The sequence below is a fragment of the Candidatus Clostridium radicumherbarum genome, assembly GCF_045310525.1.
GTDB lineage: Bacteria > Bacillota > Clostridia > Clostridiales > Clostridiaceae > Clostridium_AT > Clostridium_AT radicumherbarum.
The window spans coordinates 1,246,872-1,270,708 of record NZ_JBJHZY010000001.1 but is presented as its reverse complement, the minus strand read 5'-3'; the positions used below and the strand labels follow the sequence as shown (position 1 = coordinate 1,270,708).

General features: G+C 33.6%; 21 protein-coding genes and 2 riboswitches. All 21 genes read right to left on the bottom strand.

The window, feature by feature from the left end:
- Positions 1–92: 92 nt before the first annotated feature.
- Complete coding sequence (gene eno, locus ACJDUH_RS06000; RefSeq protein WP_406764247.1) at positions 93–1,388, bottom strand: phosphopyruvate hydratase; 1,296 nt, start codon at positions 1,386–1,388, stop codon at positions 93–95.
- A 101-nt stretch (positions 1,389–1,489) separates the two neighbouring features.
- Entirely contained in the window at positions 1,490–3,022 is a 1,533-nt protein-coding gene (gpmI, locus tag ACJDUH_RS05995; RefSeq protein WP_406764246.1) for a 2,3-bisphosphoglycerate-independent phosphoglycerate mutase, read from the bottom strand.
- A gap of 15 nt (positions 3,023–3,037) precedes the next feature.
- The gene (gene tpiA / locus ACJDUH_RS05990; protein ID WP_406764245.1) at positions 3,038–3,784 is read right to left on the bottom strand and encodes a triose-phosphate isomerase; all 747 of its coding nucleotides are present in this window, start codon (positions 3,782–3,784) and stop codon (positions 3,038–3,040) included.
- A 193-nt stretch (positions 3,785–3,977) separates the two neighbouring features.
- A complete protein-coding gene (locus ACJDUH_RS05985; protein ID WP_406764244.1) occupies positions 3,978–5,168 on the bottom strand; it encodes a phosphoglycerate kinase in 1,191 nt (396 codons plus the stop codon).
- Between the two features lie 93 nt (positions 5,169–5,261).
- A complete protein-coding gene (gap, locus tag ACJDUH_RS05980) occupies positions 5,262–6,272 on the bottom strand; it encodes a type I glyceraldehyde-3-phosphate dehydrogenase (protein ID WP_406764243.1) in 1,011 nt (336 codons plus the stop codon).
- Between the two features lie 93 nt (positions 6,273–6,365).
- A complete protein-coding gene (locus ACJDUH_RS05975; RefSeq protein WP_406764242.1) occupies positions 6,366–7,400 on the bottom strand; it encodes a sugar-binding transcriptional regulator in 1,035 nt (344 codons plus the stop codon).
- A 147-nt stretch (positions 7,401–7,547) separates the two neighbouring features.
- Entirely contained in the window at positions 7,548–8,897 is a 1,350-nt protein-coding gene (gene rpoN, locus ACJDUH_RS05970) for an RNA polymerase factor sigma-54 (RefSeq protein ID WP_406765020.1), read from the bottom strand.
- Positions 8,898–9,024: 127 nt separating this feature from the next.
- Entirely contained in the window at positions 9,025–9,957 is a 933-nt protein-coding gene (locus tag ACJDUH_RS05965; protein ID WP_406764241.1) for an ABC transporter permease, read from the bottom strand.
- Positions 9,950–11,026, bottom strand: a complete 1,077-nt coding sequence (locus ACJDUH_RS05960; RefSeq protein WP_406765019.1) for an ABC transporter permease — start codon at positions 11,024–11,026, stop codon at positions 9,950–9,952. Before ACJDUH_RS05960 ends, ACJDUH_RS05965 begins: the two co-directional genes overlap by 8 nt.
- Before the next feature lie 19 nt (positions 11,027–11,045).
- Complete coding sequence (locus tag ACJDUH_RS05955; protein ID WP_406764240.1) at positions 11,046–12,587, bottom strand: ABC transporter ATP-binding protein; 1,542 nt, start codon at positions 12,585–12,587, stop codon at positions 11,046–11,048.
- Positions 12,588–12,755: 168 nt separating this feature from the next.
- Entirely contained in the window at positions 12,756–13,871 is a 1,116-nt protein-coding gene (locus tag ACJDUH_RS05950; RefSeq protein WP_406764239.1) for a BMP family lipoprotein, read from the bottom strand.
- Between the two features lie 273 nt (positions 13,872–14,144).
- Positions 14,145–15,305 (bottom strand): glycine/sarcosine/betaine reductase complex component C subunit alpha, encoded by a 1,161-nt coding sequence (gene grdD, locus ACJDUH_RS05945; protein ID WP_406764238.1) that lies wholly within the window; start codon positions 15,303–15,305, stop codon positions 14,145–14,147.
- 31 nt (positions 15,306–15,336) lie between these two features.
- The gene (gene grdC, locus ACJDUH_RS05940; RefSeq protein WP_406764237.1) at positions 15,337–16,872 is read right to left on the bottom strand and encodes a glycine/sarcosine/betaine reductase complex component C subunit beta; all 1,536 of its coding nucleotides are present in this window, start codon (positions 16,870–16,872) and stop codon (positions 15,337–15,339) included.
- Between the two features lie 236 nt (positions 16,873–17,108).
- Positions 17,109–18,416, bottom strand: a complete 1,308-nt coding sequence (gene grdB, locus ACJDUH_RS05935; protein WP_406764236.1) for a glycine reductase complex selenoprotein B — start codon at positions 18,414–18,416, stop codon at positions 17,109–17,111.
- Positions 18,417–18,446: 30 nt separating this feature from the next.
- Positions 18,447–18,914: a glycine/sarcosine/betaine reductase complex selenoprotein A gene (gene grdA, locus ACJDUH_RS05930; protein WP_406764235.1), complete on the bottom strand. Its 468-nt coding sequence runs from the start codon at positions 18,912–18,914 to the stop codon at positions 18,447–18,449.
- 40 nt (positions 18,915–18,954) lie between these two features.
- Positions 18,955–20,241 (bottom strand): glycine/sarcosine/betaine reductase component B subunit, encoded by a 1,287-nt coding sequence (locus ACJDUH_RS05925; protein ID WP_406764234.1) that lies wholly within the window; start codon positions 20,239–20,241, stop codon positions 18,955–18,957.
- A 179-nt stretch (positions 20,242–20,420) separates the two neighbouring features.
- A complete protein-coding gene (locus tag ACJDUH_RS05920) occupies positions 20,421–20,753 on the bottom strand; it encodes a thioredoxin family protein (RefSeq protein ID WP_406764233.1) in 333 nt (110 codons plus the stop codon).
- Between the two features lie 13 nt (positions 20,754–20,766).
- Positions 20,767–21,699: a thioredoxin-disulfide reductase gene (gene trxB, locus ACJDUH_RS05915; RefSeq protein WP_406764232.1), complete on the bottom strand. Its 933-nt coding sequence runs from the start codon at positions 21,697–21,699 to the stop codon at positions 20,767–20,769.
- Between the two features lie 20 nt (positions 21,700–21,719).
- A complete protein-coding gene (locus ACJDUH_RS05910) occupies positions 21,720–22,097 on the bottom strand; it encodes a GrdX family protein (RefSeq protein WP_406764231.1) in 378 nt (125 codons plus the stop codon).
- Between the two features lie 104 nt (positions 22,098–22,201).
- Positions 22,202–22,275: riboswitch (glycine riboswitch) on the bottom strand.
- Between the two features lie 3 nt (positions 22,276–22,278).
- Positions 22,279–22,377, bottom strand: a riboswitch (glycine riboswitch).
- 123 nt (positions 22,378–22,500) lie between these two features.
- Positions 22,501–23,340, bottom strand: coding sequence for a DegV family protein (locus ACJDUH_RS05905; protein ID WP_406764230.1), 840 nt, complete (start codon positions 23,338–23,340; stop codon positions 22,501–22,503).
- Between the two features lie 13 nt (positions 23,341–23,353).
- Positions 23,354–23,821, bottom strand: coding sequence for a tRNA (uridine(34)/cytosine(34)/5-carboxymethylaminomethyluridine(34)-2'-O)-methyltransferase TrmL (gene trmL, locus ACJDUH_RS05900; protein ID WP_406764229.1), 468 nt, complete (start codon positions 23,819–23,821; stop codon positions 23,354–23,356).
- Positions 23,822–23,837 lie beyond the last annotated feature (16 nt).

The window sequence follows — 23,837 nt, the reverse complement described above, 5'->3', positions numbered from 1 at the left end:
TATTGTATCATAGTATCAAATATTTTACAACTTAATAAAATATATAAATTTCCAAAAAAAAGTGGAGCAGTTAAGCTCCACATATTTTTGTACTATTTTTTAATGTTGTAGAATGCTTTTAAGCCTCTATATTCTGCCATATCTCCAAGTTCTTCTTCAATTCTAAGTAGCTGATTGTATTTTGCAACTCTTTCACTTCTTGCAGGTGCACCAGTCTTAATTTGACCAGCGTTCATAGCTACAACTAAATCTGCAATTGTAGTATCTTCTGTTTCACCGCTTCTATGGGAAACTACAGCTGTGTAACCAGCTCTCTCAGCCATTTCAATTGCATTTAAAGTCTCAGTTAAAGTACCAATTTGGTTAAGCTTTATTAGAATTGAATTAGCAGTTCCTCTTTCAATACCCATTTGAAGTCTTTCTGTATTAGTTACGAATAAATCGTCACCTACTAATTGAATCTTGCTGCCAAGCTTTTCAGTAATAAGCTTCCAACCTTCCCAATCTTCTTCTGCCATACCATCTTCAATTGAGATTATTGGGTATTTATTAACTAGATCAACATAGAAATCTACCATTTCGGCAGGAGTAAGAACTTTTCCTTCTCCCTTTAAATTATATTTTCCATCTTCAAATAACTCAGAGGATGCTGGATCTAGAGCTATATAAATATCTTTTCCTGGAACATATCCAGCCTTTTCTATAGCTTCAATTATAACTTGAATTGCTTCTTCATTGGATTTTAAGTTTGGAGCAAAGCCGCCTTCATCACCAACGCCAGTTTCATAACCCTTAGCTTTTAAGGATGATTTTAGTGCATGGTAAACTTCTGCACTCATTCTTAATGCTTCGCTAAAGGATGCTGCACCTGCAGGCATAACCATAAATTCTTGAAGGTCAACGTTGTTATCAGCATGTTTTCCTCCATTGATTATGTTCATCATTGGAACTGGAAGAACTTTTGCATTAACTCCACCTACATATTGATATAATGGAAGTCCTAAGTAATTAGCAGCTGCATGTGCACAAGCAAGTGAAACTCCTAGCATAGCATTTGCACCAAGTCTACCTTTATTTTTAGTTCCATCTAATTCGATCATAGTTTTATCAATAGAAACTTGATCGAAGATATTCATTCCGATTAATTCTGGAGCAATAGTATTATTTACGTTATCTACTGCTTTTAATACGCCTTTACCATTAAACTTTGCTTTATCTCCATCTCTTAATTCTACAGCTTCAAATATACCAGTGGAAGCTCCAGATGGTACAGCAGCTCTGCCGATTGTTCCATCCTCAAGAGTAACTTCAACCTCTACAGTTGGGAAGCACCTTGAATCTAGAATTTGTCTTGCAGTTACATCTACAATGTCAACATGAATTTTCATTATTAAAAACTCCTTTCAAATATGTATATAATCTGCAAGATACAGTAAATTGTATTATTATAAATAAAATTTACAGGTACCTTGCAGTATATTAGCTCTAATTATTTTATTAATGATTTACCTGTCATTTCATCTGGAACTGAAAGTCCCATCACACCTAACATAGTAGGCGCTATATCTGATAAAATACCTGTCCTTAATTCTTTTCCTATTGCCTCTTTTGAAACATAAATAAATGGAACTGGATCAGTTGTATGGGCTGTCATAGGATCTCCAGTTGAATAATCTATCATTTGCTCAGCATTTCCATGATCTGCTGTAATGAAAACTGTACCATCCTTTTCTAATACCTTTTCTACAATTCTTCCAAGGCATACATCAACAGCTTCAATAGCATTTTTAGCAGCTTCAAATACACCTGTGTGCCCAACCATATCTGGATTTGCGTAGTTTAAGATTACCATATCGTATCCATCACTGTCAATTCTTTTCAAAAGTTCCTCAGTTACTTCATAGGCACTCATTTCAGGTTTTAAATCATAGGTTGCTACCTTTGGAGATGGAATAAGCGCTCTATCTTCTCCTTTATTTGGAGCTTCAACACCGCCATTAAAAAAGAAGGTTACATGGGCATATTTTTCAGTTTCGGCTATTCTAAGCTGAGTTTTGCCGCACTTGCTTACATATTCTCCTAGGGTATTTGCATAGGATTCAGGTTTATAAGCAACTGTTACATTTTCTAGTGTCTTATCGTATTGGGTCATACAAACATAATTTAAGTTTAAAGCTTCGCGCTTGAATCCATCAAACACCTTATCATTTATTGCTCTTGTTATTTCTCTGGCTCTATCAGGTCTAAAATTAAAGAAAATTACTGAGTCTCCATTTGATATTTTGCTTGTAGGCTTACCATTTTCTAAGATTACTGTTGGTAATATAAATTCATCTGTTTTATTGTCATGATAGGATTTTTCAATACCTTCTAAAGCTGAAGCTGCTGTTTCTCCTTCACCTAATACAATGGCATTATAAGCAAGTTGTACTCTTTCCCATCGCTTATCTCTATCCATAGCATAATATCTTCCGGATAAAGTTGCTATTTTTCCTATCTCAATTTCTTTTAAATAATTTTCAAGCTCAATAATATAATCCTTAGCTGAACCTGGCTGAACATCTCTTCCATCAAGGAAAGCATGAATATATACCTTCTTAAGTCCCCTATTCTTTGCAAGTTTAATAAGAGCCTTAAGATGTTCAATATGAGAATGAACCCCGCCATCTGATAGAAGTCCTAAAATATGCAGTGAATTTCCACTTTTAATAGCCTTGTCAATAGCATCTATAAATTCCTCTTTTTCAAAAAAATCTCCATCTTCTATTGCTTTAGTTATTCTTGTCAATTCCTGATATATTATTCTGCCTGCGCCTATATTCAAATGTCCAACCTCTGAATTACCCATTTGTCCTCTTGGTAGACCAACATCCAAACCACTGGCCCCAAGCTCAGTTCTAGGATAATTATTGTAATATCTATCAAAGTTTGGTTTATAAGCTGCAGTTACTGCATTTCCATCTACTTTATCTGATATTCCAAATCCATCTAAAATCATTAGCATAACTGGTTTCTTTGACATGGCTATTCCCCCTCGTTAAAAGTTTACGATTGCTGCAAAGTCAGCAGCAACTAAACTTGCCCCTCCAACTAAAGCTCCATCTATATCAGATTTAGCCATTTGTTCACTTATAGTTGAAGGCTTAACAGAACCACCATATTGAATTCTTACTTTATCTGAAGTTTCTGTTCCATATAAATTAGTTACTACTTTTCTGATATATGAAATTGTATCATTAGCTTGATCTGAAGTAGCAGTTTTACCTGTGCCTATTGCCCAAATAGGTTCATAGGCAATAACTATTTTTTCAACCTGATCTTTATTAAGTCCTGCTAAATCAAGCTTTATTTGTCTTCCAATAACTTCTTCAGTAATATCTGCCTCTCTTTCGTCAAGAGCTTCACCGATGCAAAGGATTGGAATAATATTGTGATCAAAAGCTGCCTTTAGCTTCTTATTAACAGTTTCATCTGTTTCATTAAAATATTGTCTTCTTTCACTATGTCCTATTATAACATAGTCTACTCCTATAGCCTCAAGCATATTAGGAGCCACTTCACCAGTAAATGCACCTTTTTCTTCAAAGTGTAAATTCTGTGCACCTACTTTTATATTTGATCCTTTTGCCGCCTTTACTACAGCATCAAGGCATACAAACGTTGGGCATACTACAACTTCACATTTAGCGTCTTTAACTAGCGGCTTTATTTCTTCTACAAAGCTAACTGCTTCATCAACAGTTTTATGCATTTTCCAATTACCTGCAATAATTGGTTTTCTCATTAAAACCCCTCCTACTTTATGAATTAATAATTAATAATTAATAATTAATAATGAATAATTAAGAATAATGAATTTAGATAAAGTCATGTAGGCATGTTTAAAAATTCACTATTAATAATCAAATATATTATATCATAATTACACAATTTGTAAACTTAATTGATAATAATTCTTAACTACAGGTTGTAAGCTGCTATTTATCATTAAGGGCAGCGATACCAGGAAGGTCTTTTCCTTCCAAGAATTCAAGTGATGCTCCACCACCAGTGGAAATATGTGTCATCTTTTCTCCGAATCCAAGATTATTTACTGCTGCTGCACTGTCTCCTCCACCAATAATTGTTGTTGCTCCTGAATCAGCCATAGCTTTAGCAACTGCAACTGTACCATCAGCAAAATTCTTAAATTCTGCAACTCCCATTGGTCCATTCCATATAACTGTTTTTGCTTCTTTAATAGCATTTGCAAAAAGAATTTCTGATTTTGGTCCTATATCAAGCCCCATAAATCCTACTGGAACATTTTGATCTTCAGTGATTTTAGCATCTACATCAGCATATTCTGGTGCAACTCTATTATCAACAGGCAATAGAAGTTTAACACCTTTTGCCTTAGCTTTTTCCATCATTTCTTTTGCATAGTCTAATCTTTCTTCATCAAGTAGTGACTTGCCTATTTCAAAGCCTTGAGCCTTAAAGAAAGTATAAGCCATGCCGCCGCCAATTATTAAAGTATCAACTTTTTCTAATAGATTATCTATAACGGCAATTTTATCAACTACCTTTGCACCACCTAATATAGCACAGAAAGGTTTTGTAGGATTCTCAACTGCATCTCCAAGAAATTTTAATTCCTTCTGTATTAAGTAACCACAAACGGCAGTCTTAACAAATTTAGTAACTCCAACTGTGGAGCAATGAGCTCTGTGAGCTGTTCCAAATGCATCATTTACATACACGTCTGCAAGTGAAGCCAAATCCATAGAAAAGGAATCTTCATTTTTGCCTTCTTCTTTTCTAAATCTTGTATTTTCTAGAAGTATAACGTCTCCTTCTTTTGCATTTTCTACAGCTCTTCTTGCATTGTCTCCTACTACTGTATCATCAGCTGCAAATAATACTTCTTTCCCTAATAGTTCGGATAACTTCTTAGCAACTGGAGCCAGTGATAAACTAGGGTCTGGGCCTTTTGCCTTACCTAAATGAGAACAAAGTATTACCTTCGCACCATTTTTAATTAAATAGTTAATTGTAGGAAGTGCACCATTTAGTCTATTTAAATCAGTTATGTTTCCATCTTTCATTGGAACATTAAAATCACATCTAACTAACACTCTTTTGCCTTTAACTTCAATATCTTCTATTGTCTTTTTATTGAAATTCATGGTTTAATCTCCTTTAACATAAAATTTAATAAAATAACAAAGAAAGGTCTGGGTTTATAGCCCTAACTACAAAACCAGACCTTAATAATTTTATTATAGTCTATCTGCAACAAACTTAGTTAAGTCAGCTAGTCTGTTTGAATAACCCCATTCATTATCATACCATGATACAACTTTAACCATGTTTCCACCTATAACCATTGTTGATGGAGCATCAATGATTGATGATCTTTCATCTTGTCTATAGTCCATAGAAACAAGTGGAAGTTCTTCATATCCAAGTATTCCTTTTAATGAACCCTCAGAAGCCTTCTTAAATGCTGCGTTAACTTCTTCTACAGTTATATCTCTTGAAAGTTCAGCTACTAAATCAGTACAGGATACTGTAGGAGTTGGAACTCTAAGTGAGAATCCATTTAACTTTCCTTTTAATTCTGGTAGTACTAGTGCTACTGCCTTTGCTGCTCCTGTTGTAGTTGGAATCATGCTTTCTGCTGCTGCTCTTGCTCTTCTTAAATCACTGTGAGGAGCATCAAGTATCTTTTGGTCATTTGTATAAGAGTGAACAGTTGTCATAAGACCCTTAACTATTCCAAATTCTTCATGAAGAACTTTTGCAAATGGTGCTAAACAGTTTGTTGTACAAGAAGCATTTGAAATTATGTTATGCTCTGCTGGTACATATTTATCTTCATTAACACCTAGAACTATTGTTATATCTTCATTCTTAGCTGGTGCTGAAATTAGAACCTTCTTAACTCCTGCTTGTTCCATATGTGCTTTAGCTTTTGTTGCATCTGTATAGAAACCTGTGGATTCTATTATTATTTCTGCTCCTACTGTTGCCCAAGGAATATTCTTTGCTTCTTTTTCTGCAAAGATCTTTATTTCTTTACCATCTACTATTATAGAACTCTCTGTAGCTTCTACAGTGCCTTCATATTTTCCAAATAATGAGTCAAACTTTAAAAGATGTGCAAGTGTTGCAGGTGTAGTTAAATCATTTATTGCTACTACTTGTAATTCGCTGCCATAGTTCTTAACTAGTGCCTTAAACACATTTCTACCTATTCTTCCAAAACCATTAATACCAACTTTAACCATTTGATATTTACCTCCTAATAATAAAAATATTTATAATTATATATAAAATATAATTTGACAAAATTTAAATAATATACACTAGAAACCATTAGCTTATTCTAATTTATTAAGTATATTTATTATTTCCAGTGCTGCACCTTCATCAGTAATTAAGGTGCTGTTTGTTATATTTCTTTGGGTGGCTACTATTGCCTCAGCTTTACTTTTCCCTGCAGCAACTGCAACTAGATTTTCAATTGCTTTTAGCGATTTTCCATCTACAACAATTGAAGAGGTTGCACAAATTACATTTCCATTTCTATCAAAATAATAGCCAAAAGCTTCACCAACTGCTCCTTTAGATTTTAGTTCTGAAATTTTATCAGGTGGGAGCTCTCTTCTTGCTGCCATTTCATCAGCTTTGCCTATACCATATATTAATATATCTGAATTTCTAATATTTTTAACAATCTCTTTAACTTCTTTCTCATTAAGTAAGGAATTTAAAGCAGTAGAACTAATGTTATCTGGTATATGAAGAAGTTTATAATTACCATTTAATTTTTTTGCAAAACTAGCAGCAAGATTATTTGCTTGAATTTCTACACTTCTGCCCATTCCACCCCTTGCAGGAATTACAAGAACATTATTGAGATTTGGAGTCTTATGTATATTGTCAATTACTGATTTTACTGTAGAACCTCCGGTTATGGCAATAATACAGTTATCTCTAAATAAGTTTTTTAGGAATATAGATGCCGATTTCCCAATTTCAGTTATTACAGTTGCATCTTCATCAACATCTCCTGGAACAATAATTACATCCTTTAAGCTTAACTTTTCCTTAATTACTTTTTCAATATCTGAAAGGCCCTTAATTTCATGAATGAAATCCTTAAGCTTTTCAATTATTTCTTCTCCATCTTTGGTGATAGTCATTCCTGGGGTATTTATTTCGATTAGATTTTCCTCTTTGAAAAAGTTTATTTCGCTTCTAACAATTCTTTCTCCAACGCCAAGCTTATTTGCAAGAATTCTTCTTCCAATTGGTTGATTATAATAAATTGTTCTAAGAATATTATACCTCTTATTAAGCAAATCAACGGCTTCCGGTACAATCTTTTGTGCTAACTTCATAATTTCATTCAATTGCTACACCTCTTTGGTCATTGAATGTCCCAGTCATTCATTTCTTGTCCCACTTATATTATAAATTAAATACTAATTTTTTTAAATTAGTATTTATTAAAAATTTGTTAACAAAGTGTTAATAAATAAAAAACATGTTTCTTATAGTTAGTATCGCTTTCTTTTACTTGAAGACTTTATTCCTAATTCCTCTCTATATTTTGCTACAGTTCTTCTAGAAATATTCATACCATTTTTATTGAGTGTATCACAAATACCTTGGTCGGAAAAGGGATTAGTCTTATCTTCTGAATCAATTAATAGTCTAATTTCTTTTTTTATTAGGTTTGTAGAAATATCCTGAGAATTGTCTTTAGAAGATAAGCCTACAGTAAATAAATCCTTTATCTTAATTGTACCTTTACTTATATTTATAAATTTGTCCTTAATTGCTCGGCTTACTGTAGATTCATGTATACCTAGGTTATCAGCTATGTCTTTTAGTGTCATAGGCTTTAGAAAATCATCTCCAAATTCAAAATAATCCTTTTGAAATTCCACTATTTTTTCTAATACTCGATAAATTGTTGATTTTCTATATTCTATACTTTTCATTAAAAAAACAGCATTATCTATTTTCTGTTTAACATAATCCACCGCTTCTTTATCACTATCATTGCTAAGGATTTCTTTATAAATAGGATTTATTCTTAGTCCTGGCGTAATTGCTTCATTAATTATTATTTCAAATTTACCATTTATATTTTTAATATAGGCGTCTGGTAGTACAAACTTTGTCTCTTCTCCATCATAAAATCCACTTGAAGGCTTTGGTTCTAAATTTTTTATGATATCTCCATATTCTTGGACTTTCTTAAGCTCAACATTAAGCACCTTTGCTATTTTATTATATTTATTTTCAGCAAGATCCTCCATATGATTTTCTATAATAGAAAATAAATTCTCGTCAAGGATATCTTTTCTTTTAAGCTGAAGCTTTAAACAATCCTTTAAATTTCTTGCACCGATTCCAGCAGGATCCAGGCTTTGAATAATTTCTAAAGCATGAGATACAAATTTTTCTTCAATTCTAAGATTATTTGCCATATCCTTTACTTCTTCATCTAAATAACCTTTATCATCTAAGTTATCTATAATATTATAGCAAATACTTCTATAGAAATCATTTACATTCAGGTCATTAACCTGCTCTCTTAAAAATTGCCTTAGAGATTTTTTTTCAGATATAAAATAAAAGGGCGAAATTTCCTCTTCCGTACTTTCATTATTAAAATATGTTTTATCTTTTTTTAGAAAATCCATAAACTCTTTATACTCCATGGTGGAATTATTATCTTTATTCTCATCAGCATATTCAAGTACAGGATTTTCTAAAACCTCATTTTCAATATGCTCCTTAAGCTCAATGCTTGACATTTGTAGAAGTTTTACTGAAAGCTGCATTTCCTGAGTCATTATAAGCTTTTGTTCCTGAGTTAAAGATAATTCAAAGCTCATAGCCATCTTTTTCACCACCTAAAGGATAAATTCATTTAATACACCTATAATAACATTTTTTTAATAATAAGAAAATAAAAACTCGCAAGTTTATGACCTGCGAGTTCTATTAAGAAACTTTTAAAAATTATCTCTCACCCTTAACGTAAGGAGTACCATCAGCAGCTGGAGCTTGAGTTTTTCCTATAAATCCTGCCAGTGCCAACATTGTTAAAACATAAGGGAACATTGCATATATTTCTTGAGGCAGACTCCATCCAAAGCCTTGAGCCTTCATTTGAAAGGCATCTGCAAAACCAAATAGTAAACATGCCCACATAGTTCCTTTAGGTGTCCAGTTACCGAAGATAAGTGCAGCTAAAGCTATAAATCCACGTCCTGAAACCATACCCTCTCTATAAAGTGGTGTTATTCCAAGTGACAGTGCTGCACCGCCTAGTCCTGCAAGAGCACCAGATAATACAACACAGGAATATCTGATTTTATAAACACTTATACCTAAAGTGTCTGCAGCGGCTGGATGCTCTCCTACTGATCTAATTCTAAGTCCAATAGGTGTTTTATATAAGACATAGGATACAACAAATACAAGTACAATTGCAAGTATTACAAACCAATTTAACTGAGATAGTAAATCTCCAATAACAGGAATACCTTTAATAAATTTAGGTAAATCGTAAGGTAATGAGTTTACTAAATCTGTCTGTCCGCCTTTTTTAAAAACTTTATATATCATAAAGGATGCAAAAGCTGTGGAAAAAAGATTTATTGCAGTACCTGAGATAACTTGATCTGCTCGAAGGTGAATACTTAAAAATGCATGAATGAGTCCAAGCGCTGCCCCTGCTGCCATACCAATTAATATACCAAGCAGTGGGCTTCCTGTAAGATAAGTGCCAAGTACAGCAAAAAAGGCACCTATAGTCATCATCCCTTCAAGTCCAATGTTAACAACTCCTGATCTTTCAGAAAATACTCCTCCGAGACCTGCAAAAATAAGAGGTGTTGCCATTCTTAAAGTAGCTGCTAATAATGCAACAATAACTGTAACACTAGCCATTTATCATCACCTTCTTCTTTCTCTTTTCTCCAATAAATTTGACAATATAATCTGTAGCAACAAATATTATTATTATAGATTGAATCAAATAAACAATTTCCTTGGGAATACTATTAAGCTGTAATATTTTTGAGCTGCTGTTTAGTGCACCAAAAAGTACTGCTGAGAAGATGCAGGCAACTGGGTTACTCTTAGCTAAAAGTGCAACAGCCATACCATCAAAACCGAATCCTGGTAAAGCCATAAAGTTTTGTGTTTGATGTAAAATACCTGAAACGTGTACTGCACCGCCCATACCAGCAATTGCTCCAGAAAATACCATAGCCAGTATTGTATTTTTTGATATATTAATTCCGCCATATTCTGCGCCATGAGGATTAATTCCAACTGCCCTTAGTTCATAACCTATAGTAGTTTTCCATAAGATCCAATAAATTAATAAGGCAACTGCTATTCCAATAAATAGTCCAACATTTACTCTACCTGAACTACTAAGTCTTAAAAGTTCTGCACTTTTTTGAATTAGAGGTGTAGCTGACTTGTCTGACACGCCAAAAGGAGTTCTTAAGATTAAGAAGTTAGCAAAATTCATACCAATATAATTCATCATAATTGTATTAATAACTTCATTTATTCCAAATCTGCCCTTTAAATAACCTGGTACAGATGCCCATATTCCTCCTGCAAGTATTCCACCTATAATAATTAATGGAATATGTATGAAGGGGCTTAATCCAGGAATTGTTCCAATAATGGCTGCAGACATCATGCCCATTAGGAATTGTCCTTCAACTCCTATATTAAATAGTCCTGTTCTAAAGGCAACAGCATTAGCCACACCAGTAAATATAAGAGGTGTTACATATTCTAGAGTTTGAAGTGCCATCATTTTCGAACCAAAGCTGCCTTTCCATATTACGCTGAAGAGGTCTCTTAAGGCTGAAAAATACTCTAGTATAGAATAGCCTTTTGACCACATTACAAAGAATACGGAAACAAATATGGCAACTATAATTGCAAGCAAAGGATACCCAAGACTTTTGAATGCCTTATTCAAGTAGTTTACCATCATGTTATCTTTCTTATCATTACTCAATGTCCTTCACCTCTTCCTTATAGTCTTCAAGGCTTCCTCCAGCCATTAAAATACCAAGTTTATTTTCTGTAGCATCCTTCCTATCTAGGATTGCAACTATCTTTCCATCATACATAACTGCAATTCTATCAGATAAGGACATAATTTCATCTAATTCAAGAGAAACAAGGAGCACTGCTTTTCCATTATCTCTTTCCATAACTAGTCTTTTATGAATATATTCGATAGCTCCAACGTCGAGGCCCCTAGTAGGTTGTGATGCAATAAGTAAATCAGGATCCTTTGATATTTCCCTAGCTGCAATGAGTTTTTGCTGATTTCCTCCAGAAAGAGCTGAAGCCATAACTTCATCATTCGGAGTTCTAACATCAAAATCATCTATAAGTTTTTGACAATATTTTCTTATATTCTTATAATTCATAATAATTCCATTACTAAAGGGTTTTTTATTATGATTTCCAAGTATTGCATTTTCAAATAAGGAATACTTTAATATTAGTCCCCTTTTATGTCTGTCTTCAGGAATATGACTTACTCCATCGTTTATTATTTCTCTTGGACTCTTCCCAAATATATCCTTGCCGTTTAAAATAATAGAACCAGATACAGGTTTCCTAAGACCAGTAAGAGTTTCCACTAATTCAGATTGTCCATTTCCATCTACTCCAGCTATACCTACTATTTCTCCAGCATTAACTGTAAGATTTACTCCATTAACAGCAGGAAGTCCTCTTTGATCATTTGCAGCCAAATTCTCAACTTTAAGTATTTCCCTTCCAACGTGAGCTTCTTTTTTACTAACTACAAGATTAACCTTTCTTCCAACCATTAACTCTGCAAGCTGGTCTATACTTGTATCCTTAGTTCGAACGGTTCCTGTTATCTTCCCTCTTCTAAGAATCGTAACTCTGTCACTCATGCTCATAACTTCTTTTAATTTATGAGTTATTAAAATTACAGATTTTCCTTCTTTTTCAAGGTTTCTAATTATAATACCTAATTCTTCAATTTCCTGTGGAGTTAAAACAGCAGTTGGTTCATCTAAAATTAAAATACTTGCACCTCTATATAACGCTTTTAGTATTTCAACCTTTTGCTGCTGCCCTACTGATATATCCGAAATAATTGCATTAGGATCAATTGCAAATCCATATTTTTTAGAAAGCTCTTTAACATTCAATATAGCCTTTTTTATATCTAACTTTACGCCTTTTCTTGGTTCTGAACCAAGTACAATGTTCTCTGCAACTGTAAAATTCTGAACTAACATAAAATGTTGATGAACCATACCAATTCCTAGTTTTATGGCTTCATTTGGGTCAGACATTTTAACAAGGTTTCCTCTTACATATATTTCGCCTTTTTCCGGTTGATAAAGACCATAAAGTACATTCATCAAAGTGGTTTTTCCAGCTCCATTTTCACCAAGAAGTACATGGGTTTCTCCCTCTAATAGTTCAAAATCCACATCTTCGTTTGCAATAGTACCTGGAAATATCTTAGTGATACCCTTCATTTCTATCACTTTTTCCATCTGTAATTCCCACCTCCTGTATTTAATCTGCTTAAACTGCATCTATTATAGCAAATATTATATAAAATTTAAATAATAAATATTTTCCCAAATTTAGTTTTTCTTCACTGTTTCAAAAAGCTAGATGTAATTATTACATCTAGCTTTAATCCAAACAATTAAATTATCTTATTGGATTGATGGAGCTGTGAAATTAGCAGCCTCACCTTTTTTTGCTGGAACTACAATGGTTCCTGCTTTTATTGCATCTTCATACTTCTTTTCAAGTGCTAATACATCAGCTGGTACATTAACATTTGAACTTGGAGCTATACCAACTCCATCTTCTTTTAATCCAAGTGTTAGCTGAGTGCCGCCTTTGAATTGTCCAGCTTGAGCTTCTTTAGTTACTTCATAAGTACCGCTGTCAACTCTCTTCATGCATGAAGTTAATATTATGTTTTTATATTCTGGAACTGTTACAGCTTGGTCCTGGTCAACACCAATTGCCCAAACCTTCTTACCTGCATCATTAGCTTCTTTAACAGCCTTGAACATTCCTATACCAACGCCGCCAGCAGCATGATATATAACATCGCATCCATCATTTATAAGTGATTTAGCAAGTTCATAACCTTTATTTACATCATCAAAGCTTCCAGCGTATTTAACTGTAGTTCTGTCTATTAAACCTTTTGCAGCTGTTGGATCTACAGCCTTAACACCAGCAGCAAAGCCAGTTTCAAATCTTTGAATAAGATCTCCATCTATTCCGCCAATGAATCCAATTTTATGTGCTTTAGAAACCTTTCCTGCTATAACACCAACAAGGAAAGATCCTTCTTGCTCTTTAAACATTATTGATTCAACGTTTGGTAATTGTTTTCCAGATTTATCAACTGCTACTGAATCGATTATAGCAAAATTCTTTTTAGGATATTTTTGAGCCATATTCTCTACTGCAGTTTCCATTTGGAAACCTACTCCAAATACCAGATCATTTCCATCACTTACTAAAGCATCAAGATTTGGTTCGTAATCTTCCTTTTGTTTTGATTCAATTGCCTTATAATCAATATTTCCTAAATCAGTTTGTGCCTTTTTGATACCTGAATCAGCAGCTTGGTTAAATGATTTATCATTTAAACCGCCTTGGTCTGTAGAAAGACCAACCTTGAATTTCTTAGCTGTTGGAGTTGTTGTACCAGTACCTGGTGTTGTTGGATTGTTAGCTTTACAGCCAGCAAATAATGTTGCAACAACAGCAAAAGTTGCAACTAAAGAAATAATTCTTTTTTTGTTCATTTAAAGTTCCCTCCCATAATAAATAAATGAGTCTAGTTTATACTTTAAATTATTCTATAAAATAATTTAAAATCCTTCTAAAATTTAACAAAATTTAAAAAAATATTAACATATTATTCAAAATAAATTAAAATTATATTCTGTAAATTATATTGTATATCTTTACATATTATACTTCTAAACTTTGTTAAGATATCTAAATTTTTTTATAGGGCGTATTTTTAAGTATAATGCAATCATTTACAAAAATCAATAGAAAATTAAAAATATTAACTAGCTTAAGAATTCAGCATTCCTTAATATTTCTCTAGCTTTTTCTAAATCCTCTGGATTTACAAGCACTATAGGACCTGTGCAGCCCATTCCACTTTCAGAATAAACTCCTGCTTTCCATAGAACCTTGCAGGCGTTTTCAAGTTCCAGAATGTCAATTCCTGTAATATCTGCTGTTACAACTTTTCTTGGGGGCATTTTTATCTCATCAGCAGCTTCATTAGTTTTTTCTTTAATATTCTTTGCTATTATCTCCTTTAAGCCAGCTTTATTAGCCTTTTTAAATTCGTCAGCAGATATTTCTAAAACTTTATTTTTTGCACATTCTGCACAAAACTTTAAAGCTTCACAAATTAAAGGTGCTCCTGAAGCTCTTGAAACAATATTTATCAGTTTGTTATAACTTTCTCCTACTCCCGGTCCATAACCTGCTCCAACAGTTTCGTAATCTCCACCTGTTGTAAATGAAGAAAATAGTTTTATAAGTAGATTTCCTGTTAAAGAATCACAAACCATAACGTCCGGTGTACCTGCTAGAAGATCATTGCCTCTCATAACAGAGCCACCATCTGCTCTTAAGGAATCAGCAAATTCAATATTATAACCCTTATCTTTAACTTCTTTTAATATCCTTTCTACTTTTCTTGCTCCATCTAAGTTTAAGATTCCAACTGTAGGCTTATGGATGCCCATTGCCTTGGCTGCAGCTATTCCTAAAACTGCATTTATTGCCATTCCTTCCACCCTGTTTACAGAGGAAGTTCCAGTAGTAGTTGCTATAAGCATTTCTCTGCCTCTACCCGGAGTTATAACTTTACCAACAGTTGAAACTCCGATTGGAAAGTCAAAATGCTGAGTAACACATCCATCTAGAAGTCCTTTGTCAAGCATTTCCACCATGATTTTGTGGCCTTCTTCAGCTGTTTGTACTTCAACTGTTTCTAGGCTGGAACTGTTCTTCGTGCCAATTAGCACCACCTGAAAATCAGGGTATTTTTTACTAGACATTTCGGCTGCCTTAATCATTTCTTCAGTTCCATGCTCAGAGCCAAGAATAGTTAATCCTATTCTCACCTTTTTACCAAAGCTGCCAGATTTTATACCTTCAGATATTTCATTAAATACTTCTGCTATGATTTTATTAGCCTCTATTTTATCCATCACATCACCTCATTATTATAGAAAGCCTATGCTATTTACTCATTAAAAAGGCAGCAAAATCCTTCATTGCATCTGCAACCATTGATTTTATTTCTTCCTTAGAAACTCCACTTGCTTCTACTTTTGCACCTTTATTCTTCTCAACTACTATTGATACACCATCAAAAAGGTTTGTCATCCTTCCAAGGAATAAGCTTCCTTTACCTATAATCATGAAATTGTCCATTTCGCCTTTAAGCATATGATCTCTTCCATGACCTATTATAGGAACACCTGATGGAATATGCCCTTGAGTAGGTGCAAATCCTGGGTATCCATGTTCTATTACGAAGCCAGGTAAGTCTTTTCTATCAAGCTGCCCTTTCTTAACTGCAAGTGCTCCAATCATTTTATAGTTTTGAGTAGGAACATCTCCAGCTCCAGCAGGTTCTGTGATATCAGGAGTCTGCATTTCTGGTGCATATTTGTTAATGTCTGTAATCTTTAATCCAGCATTATCAAGAGGTTCTAGCACTAAAGCTTCTAGCACTGACTGAGGTGAAGCTCCATGTCCAATAGTATGTCTTCCAATGATATCAGTTCTTAGAATTGGATTTACACCATCATCTTCAGTTATTAAAATGGCAAATCCTCCCAAGCAATCTTCTAATACTGGAAGATTTTTCTTTACATGGTCTTTACCATTCATACCTAGTTTAGCAGTTGCTCCACCTGCTACAATGGCAACATTCTTATAAATTCCTGATTTAACTAGTGCTGAAGCAGTAATTAAAGCATGAGTTGGTCCTGCGCAGAAGCCTCTTATATCAGCTCCTGTAGCTCCTTTTAAGCCAGCTATTTCTCCGATGGATTTGGCAATATTACCTCCACCTCTTTGATTCATATCTCCAATAGCTTCTTCGGAACACTCTATTACATATTCTATTTCATTTACATCCATATCTAAATCTTTAACAAGGTGCATTAATGCAAGCACTCCTGAAGCCTTAACTGATAAATTTTCCAGCATTATATGTGATGTAAGATTTTTATCAAATTCATGGGCACGTCTTATAGCACCAACTAATTTTTCTCCTATATAAAGTCCATCAGCAATATGTGAGTCAACAAGTTTTTGAATTTCTTCTTTATCTTCACCATCACCAAGTGCATCTGCCTTATTATTTAAAACTGGATGCTTAACAAACTTTTCTTTAACTTCAGCTGTAAAATCCTTTTCTAATTTAACTAAGTCAAAAACGTCTGATAATTTTATTAAACCATAAAACTCATCTTCTGGCATGATTTCGCCAAATTTACCATATCTATCAGCACTATTAAGCTTTTCATTATGCCAAGGTCTTGGCATTTTAGCTAATTCTTCCGGAGTTAAATTTCCAATGTAAGTCTGATTAGGAGCATATGCTACTACATCTTCAAAATTTCTTAAATGTCCTTTTATTTGCTGTAAATATTCTGAATTAGGATTTGTTTCTCTTTCTAAGGTTTGAGTAGTTCCATTATGGATAACCATGTCTGGAGTATTAACTAATATATAGGATGCTTTTTTAATTACTGGAAAGCTCATTTTTATTCCTCCTTTTTTTTACTGGGCAACCTGTACTCAACCTTTCTAAGCGGCTAGGCTGCCCTTAAAAGTCCATTTAGGACTTTGGCTTCGCCACTGGACAGTTTAAGCTTGCTCATTCCATTCGCAAACTGCCCGTAAAAATCCATTTAGGACTTTTACCAAGAAAAAAAGAAGAAGCTGGAGAATGTTTTTTCATTTCTCCACTTCTCCTTTCTTGAGTCTATAAATATATTTTAGTCTTCAAAAACTTTTTGTCCATCCACTGGAGTTTGCAGAGCTACTAAAGCTTTCTCTACTAATCTCTTTCTTAATTCATACTCATCCTTTTTATCTAGATTTGGATTTCCTAGAGGATGTGGTATAGCTATAGTAGGAACTATTCTATTAGCCCCAACTGTAAGAGATATTGGAACAACTGTACACATGTGAACTACAGGAAGGCCTGCTCTTTCAATTTCTTTAACAAGCGTTGCACCGCAACGAGTACAAGTTCCTCAGGTGGAGGTTAATATAACTGCCTGAACTCCATCTGCAATTAATTCTTTTGCAATTTGTTCACCAAATTTCTTTGAGGAAGCAACTGCAGTTCCATTACCAACTGTACTATAGAAATATCTATGAAGAGAGCCAATTTTGCCTTCTTTTTCAAATTCTCTTAATACATCTACTGGTAAAACTCTATCATTATCTGCATTTGCATAAGTAGGATCATATCCGCCATGTGCAGTCTCATAGGTCTCAGAAGTTAAATCATATACACCTTCAATATCATATTTTCCGAATTTAGATGCACTGGATGATTCAATATGATCTGGATTTCCCTTTGGTACTGTACCTCCAGAAGTTACTATTGCAACTTTTGCTTTAGTTATATCTGCTACAGGAGGATTAGGTTCTACTCTGTCAAATACAGGCATTTTGAATTCTGTAGTAAAGGCTTCATTGCTTAATTTCTTTATAAGCATATCTACCGCTCTTTTGGAGCCTCTTTCCTTAGCAAAGAAATTTTTTCTAATTCCTCTTTCAATGTAACTTTCTTCTGCTGGAGCGCCTATTTCTTCCTTATTAGCTAACTTTATAGCTAGGTTAGCTATCTTAGGAAGTGCGTCTCTCATCCCAACAGCACTATTTTTTGTTTCAACGATATAAATATGTTTTTTATACATATCTGCGCCAGGATTTTCAATATACATTGCACTTAAAGCAGGGATATTTAAGTTTTCTTCTACAGCTGCAGCAATATTTCCACAAGCAACTCCATATCTTCCAGCATTAAAAGCTGGTCCTGCAATAAATATATCAGGGCTAAATTTTTTAATCATCTCAATTATTTCAGTTTTTGCTGCTTCCACATTTTCATTAAAATATGAATCTCCGCAAATTACTGTAGCAACTATTTCTGCACCCTTTGATTTTAATAGGCTATTAAGTCCCATACCTGGTCCTATAAAGCCCTCTCTAACCTCAGGTTTTATATCAGCTTTTTCTTCTCCGCCTATACCAGCGTAAAATTGATTAATATAGTGGACAACACGTATCAAGTGTGCTCCCCCCTTTCGGAGTATTTTTATTTATTTATATTGTGAAAATTGATCTCTAACATTCTTAACTTCACTAACTATAGCATCTACGTCAAGAACCATTTCCATCATACCGCATTGTTCATCATAAACAGCAGCATCACATTCCTCTTTAATTTCTGGTTCTACAACGTGATAAACTGCAAGTCCTAAAGCAATACCAGCTAGCGGTCCTGCGTAAGTAGGATCTCCTGCAGCAACTGTTTCTGCAGATAGTCCAGATGCCTCAGCTTCTGCGCCTCCGATAACTACTACTACATTTTCTGCGCCATGCTTTTCAGTCAAATCTTTAACTCTTTGTTGGATCTCCAGATCCATTGCACCTGCGGCTGTTCAAACAAAGCATTCTGTTGATGCAAATATAACCTCTGCTCCAGCTGATTTAACACATTCTTCTATTGCTGGTCCTGGAATTCCGTCTCTATCGCCTATAGCAATAACTTTTTTGCCTTTTAACATAATATCCATCCTTTCAATTAATAAAATTTTTAATCTATAATTAGTAACCTTTAGCAGTAAGATAATTGAATCCTACTTCACTTGTAGCTCCTGTAATAACTTGAATTTCAGCATTTATTGTGCCATCTTCTCTTAAGCTTCCAACATATCCTCCAGCTATTATATTAGCTGCTTCAGGGTGTCCTATAACTTTCTTCATTGCAGGAAGTGTTATTACTTCATTGGCATTACCACCAGTTACAACTGCATCACCTTTAGGTGTTGAATCTGCAAGTGATTGGGAACTTCCATCTCTTCCTGCATATTCATCAGTTACAAGTACTGTCTTTATACCTTTCTCTGTTATCTTGTTACAGTTCATAACAAGGTCTGCATCTGGGTTACCAAAACCTTCTTCAGATATAATAACAGCATCAGCTCCTAAAAATTCAACTAATTTTGCTGTCATATCTGAGGATCTTTGCTTATCAGCTAGATAAACATTTTCATTAGTAATTATGCAGCCTAGGAAATTATAATCCTTACCATGCCTTTCATAAAGATCTTCTATAATAGGATGGTTTAAGTGTACATAAGTTGGATTTTTATCGCAGGCAGAAACACAGTTTCCACTTACAATAGCTCCGTCAAATACTTCTGTTGGATAGATAAATGTAGGAATAATTTTCTTTGCATCTACTCCATATACATAAGTATCATGTAATAAACCTTGAGTTTGTAGCATGTATACATATACTACCTTTGGAAGTTCAGGGTACATCTTCACTTGTTCAAGAATTGGTAAAGTTTCATATACCTTTACTTCATCAGGTTCAACATCTTTTCCTGCTTTTCCTAGGTATGTTGCAGCTTTAAAGCCTATAATTCTAACTGCTTCTTCATGTTCATGCTGGAGTACTCCCTCTTTGGGCTCGCAAATTACAACCAAGTTGTTCGTCTTTGAAAATGGCGTATATTTGGCACCCTCACCACTCATGTCAATTATACCTTCCTGAAATCCTACTATTTTACCAGTAGTAACAACAGCAGCACCTTTTAGTACATGAGTTCTTCCTGAGCCAACAGTATCCACCTTATTTATGAAGCCAGGAAATATTCCACCCTTTCCTTGAGTCTTAACTCTAGGTTCTATAACATCTTTTACAGGTATAATTCTGGTTTCCTCACCAGGCTTTGCAATATCAAAGTTAATAGATTTAATTCTATCATCTCCACTAACTTCATTTAATAACTCTTCTTTATTTACATAAAGAATTCCATTTTCCACCTTAGTTTCAGCTCCAAATTGAAGATCCTTTATATAAATTTTACCAAGTTCTAAACGCAAAGCTGTCACCTCCTTATTAAAATAAATTTATAATTAACAATTAATAATTTTAATTTATTAATTGTAATTCATTATTGTAGTAGATTTTGGATTGTTTGTTAATTGACAAATTATCTTTTATGTATTTTGAACAATGAAAGTATAATCAGTTATGTTTTCATTGTTCATTTTTTTATGAATTATAGTGTTTCATAAACACTCTTTAAAAAATTTTCTACATCATCTAAACTGCTTATTTTGTCAGGTGTAATTGTGCTGACCTTTTCGCCATTTTTATAAATTATCATTGTAGGAAGTCCTAATACCTTTTGGCCAATTGCAAGCCTTCTAGCACTGCTTATATTAAGACTAGAAAATTTTATTTTATCACCATATTTATGTTCTAATTCATGTACTCCAGGCATTAGTTCCTTGCAGATTTCACATTTATCTCCCCAAAAGTCAACAAATACAGGCATCTCAGTGTAATTTAATACCTCTGTCTCAAAATTATCCTTGTTTAATTCTAACATTTTCTTTTACCTCCTAAATTTCATTAAATTCATTTTCTAAATAATGCTCTGCATTAGTTGCAGCTATTGCTCCATCTGCAGCAGCTGTAATAACCTGTCTTAAGGACTTTCTTCTAACGTCTCCTGCTGCAAATACTCCAGGCACATTAGTTTTCATTTCTTCATCAGTAATTATATACCCTGTTTCATCCAAATTTATTTTGCCTGTGAAAAGTTCTGTAATTGGTAGATATCCTACAAAAACAAAGCATCCATCGACCTTTAAATCACTAGCTTCCCCTGTCTTAACGTTTTTAAGTACTAGCCCTTCTAATATCTCATCTCCATTAGCTTTTTCAACTACGGAATCATAAATAATATTTATTTTAGGATTGTTAAAAACTTTGTCTTGTATGGATTTTGCTCCTCTAAATTGGTCTCTTCTATGAATGATTGTTACATTTTCTGCAAACTTAGTTAAATAAATAGATTCTGTAAGTGCAGAATCACCACCACCTACTACAGCAACATCCAGCTCTGTGAAAAAGTCAGCATCACAAGTTGCACAATAAGATACGCCTTTACCTCTAAGTTCTAACTCGTTTTCGAACCCAGCAAGCCTAGGATATGCTCCTGTTGCTATTATTATTGTCTTAGCTTCATATGTTTCTTTCTTACCTATAAGCTTTTTGATTTTACCTGAAAAATCAACTTCAGTTATTTCATCTTTAACAAATTTAGTACCAAACTCTTCTGCTTGTTTTCTCATTCTTTCAATTAAAGATGGACCAGTACAATCCTCTATAGAACCTGGATAATTCTCAAGTTCATCAGTAGTTGCAGTCTGCCCTCCAAATTTTGCTCTTTCAATAAGTAAAGTATCCATTTTTGATCTTGCAGCATAAAGACCTGCTGATAAACCTCCAGGTCCCCCGCCTATTATTATAGTATCGTAAATATGTGCCATGTACTTACCTCCTTTAAAAATTAATTAATGGCATTATATATAATATCAAAGTCTATTAATTGGAAATCATTCAATATGCTCTCATTCCAATTAGGAATGCCAAAATCCTTCATGAACTTATTAGTAGTACTGATACTATTCTCTATAAGCTCTAGGGATTCCATATCTATATTATTTTCCTTTTGTTTAGATATTATAATCGTTCTAAAAGGCATTTCATTTGGTTTAATGCTGCTTATTAAAGGATGTGTCAGGAGCCTATGATTGTTATGAACGTAGTCTCTAGCCTTAATTAAAACATCAACAGCACTTCCATTAATGAAATTTACAGAAAACTTATTTCCTAAATTTTCTTCTACCAAAGTATTATTGGTTACAACAATAATTGATTCAATCATACATTATTCTCCAAATTATGTATAGGTTTTCAAGAAAAATATAATATAATTCTTGTACAGTCATAAAACAAAAAAGACAAAGTACAAAGCCTTACGCCATTGTACTCTGTCTTTTAACCTGAGAGATTTACTCCTTCGGTGATGAACTTCTAATTTAAATAGTTCAAGCTTTCCAGAGATATGTCCACTTTCGATACTTTTGCCTGAGAGCTTCACAGGTTTTAGGCTTTCCTGCTTATTCCTTCGGCTATCATAAATGATTATCTCTCGAAAGTTTCATCCATCAATATTATATAGGTATTATTTCCTTAATGTTATTATATTATATACATAATAAAATTGCTATAGTTTTTTGAATTAATTTCTCTCAAAATTTATGAGTGCTGAATATAATATTTCAGAATTAATAATTCTCAATGAAAAAAATACCGCTTGCACCACTTCCTGAATGAGTACCAACTACACATCCTACTTCACATTCAACAAATTCCCTGCAATTTAATACCTGGTATTCCTTTAAAACCTCATAGACGTCCTTATTATCAGCTTGCAGTAAAAATGAAGGCTCATTGTCCTTGATACCTTTTTTCTCAACATAATCTACTATGGTTTTGCTAGCTTTCTTGCTTCCTCTAACCTTGTCCATTACAGCTATTTCCCCATCTTTTATCTCTAGAATTAATCTTAAGCCTAATATGCTGCCAACCATTCCTGCTGTCTTTGATAGCCGGCCTCCCTTAACTAGGTTTTCTAAGCTTTCAAAGGATAGCGCACTTTTTACATGAGGAATAATTTCCATAAGCTTTTTATTTATTTCCTCAAAGGAGTAATTTAATTCTCTTAAAATACAGGCTTTATAAACTAAAAGACCAAGGCCCGAAGTAACATTTAAACTATCTATAACAAAAACATCCCCGCTTTGCAGCATATCTTTAGCAATACATGCTGATTGGTATGTCCCACTCATTTTAGATGAAATATGTATTGATAGTATTTTATAACCTTCTTCTAAATATTTTTTATAACATTCATAAAAGCTTTGAGGATTGATTTGTGATGTAGTAGGAAAAACATCAGAAGTTTTTATTTTCTGTAAAAATTCAGGGAGTTTTATATCTACTCCATCTCTATAAGTGACCTTTCCAAAATGTACTGTAAGGGGGAGTACCTCTATGTCATATTTATTTATAATATCTAATGGCAAATCTGAGGTACTATCAGTAACTATTTTAATCTTATCCATTTTATTTCTCCTCCTACTTCATGTTTGGAAAATTCATTTGTCTTAATGCTTCATAAGCTAGGATAGCTGCAGTGTTGGAGAGATTTAAAGATCTTGTACTGCTTTCAAGCATTGGAACCCTTATTAGATTATCTAGGTTGTCATTACGAATATAATCGGGCAGCCCAGCTGTTTCTTTTCCGAATATAATAAAATCTCCCTCTTTGTAACTTACTTCAGTATAAAACTTTTTGCCTTTTGTAGTAGAAAAATAGAAATTCCCTTCAGGATACTTTTTTCTAAAATCCTCGTAAGACTCATGTACCTCCATATCCAAATATGTCCAGTAATCTAATCCAGCCCTTTTTAAATGCTTTTCCTCAAGACTAAAGCCAAGAGGTTTAATCAGATGTAATTTAGAATTAGTTAATACACAAGTTCTAGCAATATTTCCTGTATTTTGTGGAATTTCAGGCTCAAACAAAACAATATTTAAATTCAAATTTATTTTCATCTCC

Coding starts and splice junctions, on each gene's coding strand:
- eno (WP_406764247.1), bottom strand. CDS start 1,388: ATGAAAATTCATGTTGACATTGTAGATGTAACTGCAAGACAAATTCTA.
- gpmI (WP_406764246.1), bottom strand. CDS start 3,022: ATGTCAAAGAAACCAGTTATGCTAATGATTTTAGATGGATTTGGAATA.
- tpiA (WP_406764245.1), bottom strand. CDS start 3,784: ATGAGAAAACCAATTATTGCAGGTAATTGGAAAATGCATAAAACTGTT.
- ACJDUH_RS05985 (WP_406764244.1), bottom strand. CDS start 5,168: ATGAATTTCAATAAAAAGACAATAGAAGATATTGAAGTTAAAGGCAAA.
- gap (WP_406764243.1), bottom strand. CDS start 6,272: ATGGTTAAAGTTGGTATTAATGGTTTTGGAAGAATAGGTAGAAATGTG.
- rpoN (WP_406765020.1), bottom strand. CDS start 8,897: ATGAGCTTTGAATTATCTTTAACTCAGGAACAAAAGCTTATAATGACT.
- ACJDUH_RS05965 (WP_406764241.1), bottom strand. CDS start 9,957: ATGGCTAGTGTTACAGTTATTGTTGCATTATTAGCAGCTACTTTAAGA.
- ACJDUH_RS05960 (WP_406765019.1), bottom strand. CDS start 11,026: ATGGTAAACTACTTGAATAAGGCATTCAAAAGTCTTGGGTATCCTTTG.
- ACJDUH_RS05955 (WP_406764240.1), bottom strand. CDS start 12,587: ATGGAAAAAGTGATAGAAATGAAGGGTATCACTAAGATATTTCCAGGT.
- ACJDUH_RS05950 (WP_406764239.1), bottom strand. CDS start 13,871: ATGAACAAAAAAAGAATTATTTCTTTAGTTGCAACTTTTGCTGTTGTT.
- grdD (WP_406764238.1), bottom strand. CDS start 15,305: ATGGATAAAATAGAGGCTAATAAAATCATAGCAGAAGTATTTAATGAA.
- grdC (WP_406764237.1), bottom strand. CDS start 16,872: ATGAGCTTTCCAGTAATTAAAAAAGCATCCTATATATTAGTTAATACT.
- ACJDUH_RS05920 (WP_406764233.1), bottom strand. CDS start 20,753: ATGTTAGAATTAAACAAGGATAATTTTGAGACAGAGGTATTAAATTAC.
- trxB (WP_406764232.1), bottom strand. CDS start 21,699: ATGGCACATATTTACGATACTATAATAATAGGCGGGGGACCTGGAGGT.
- ACJDUH_RS05910 (WP_406764231.1), bottom strand. CDS start 22,097: ATGATTGAATCAATTATTGTTGTAACCAATAATACTTTGGTAGAAGAA.
- ACJDUH_RS05905 (WP_406764230.1), bottom strand. CDS start 23,340: ATGGATAAGATTAAAATAGTTACTGATAGTACCTCAGATTTGCCATTA.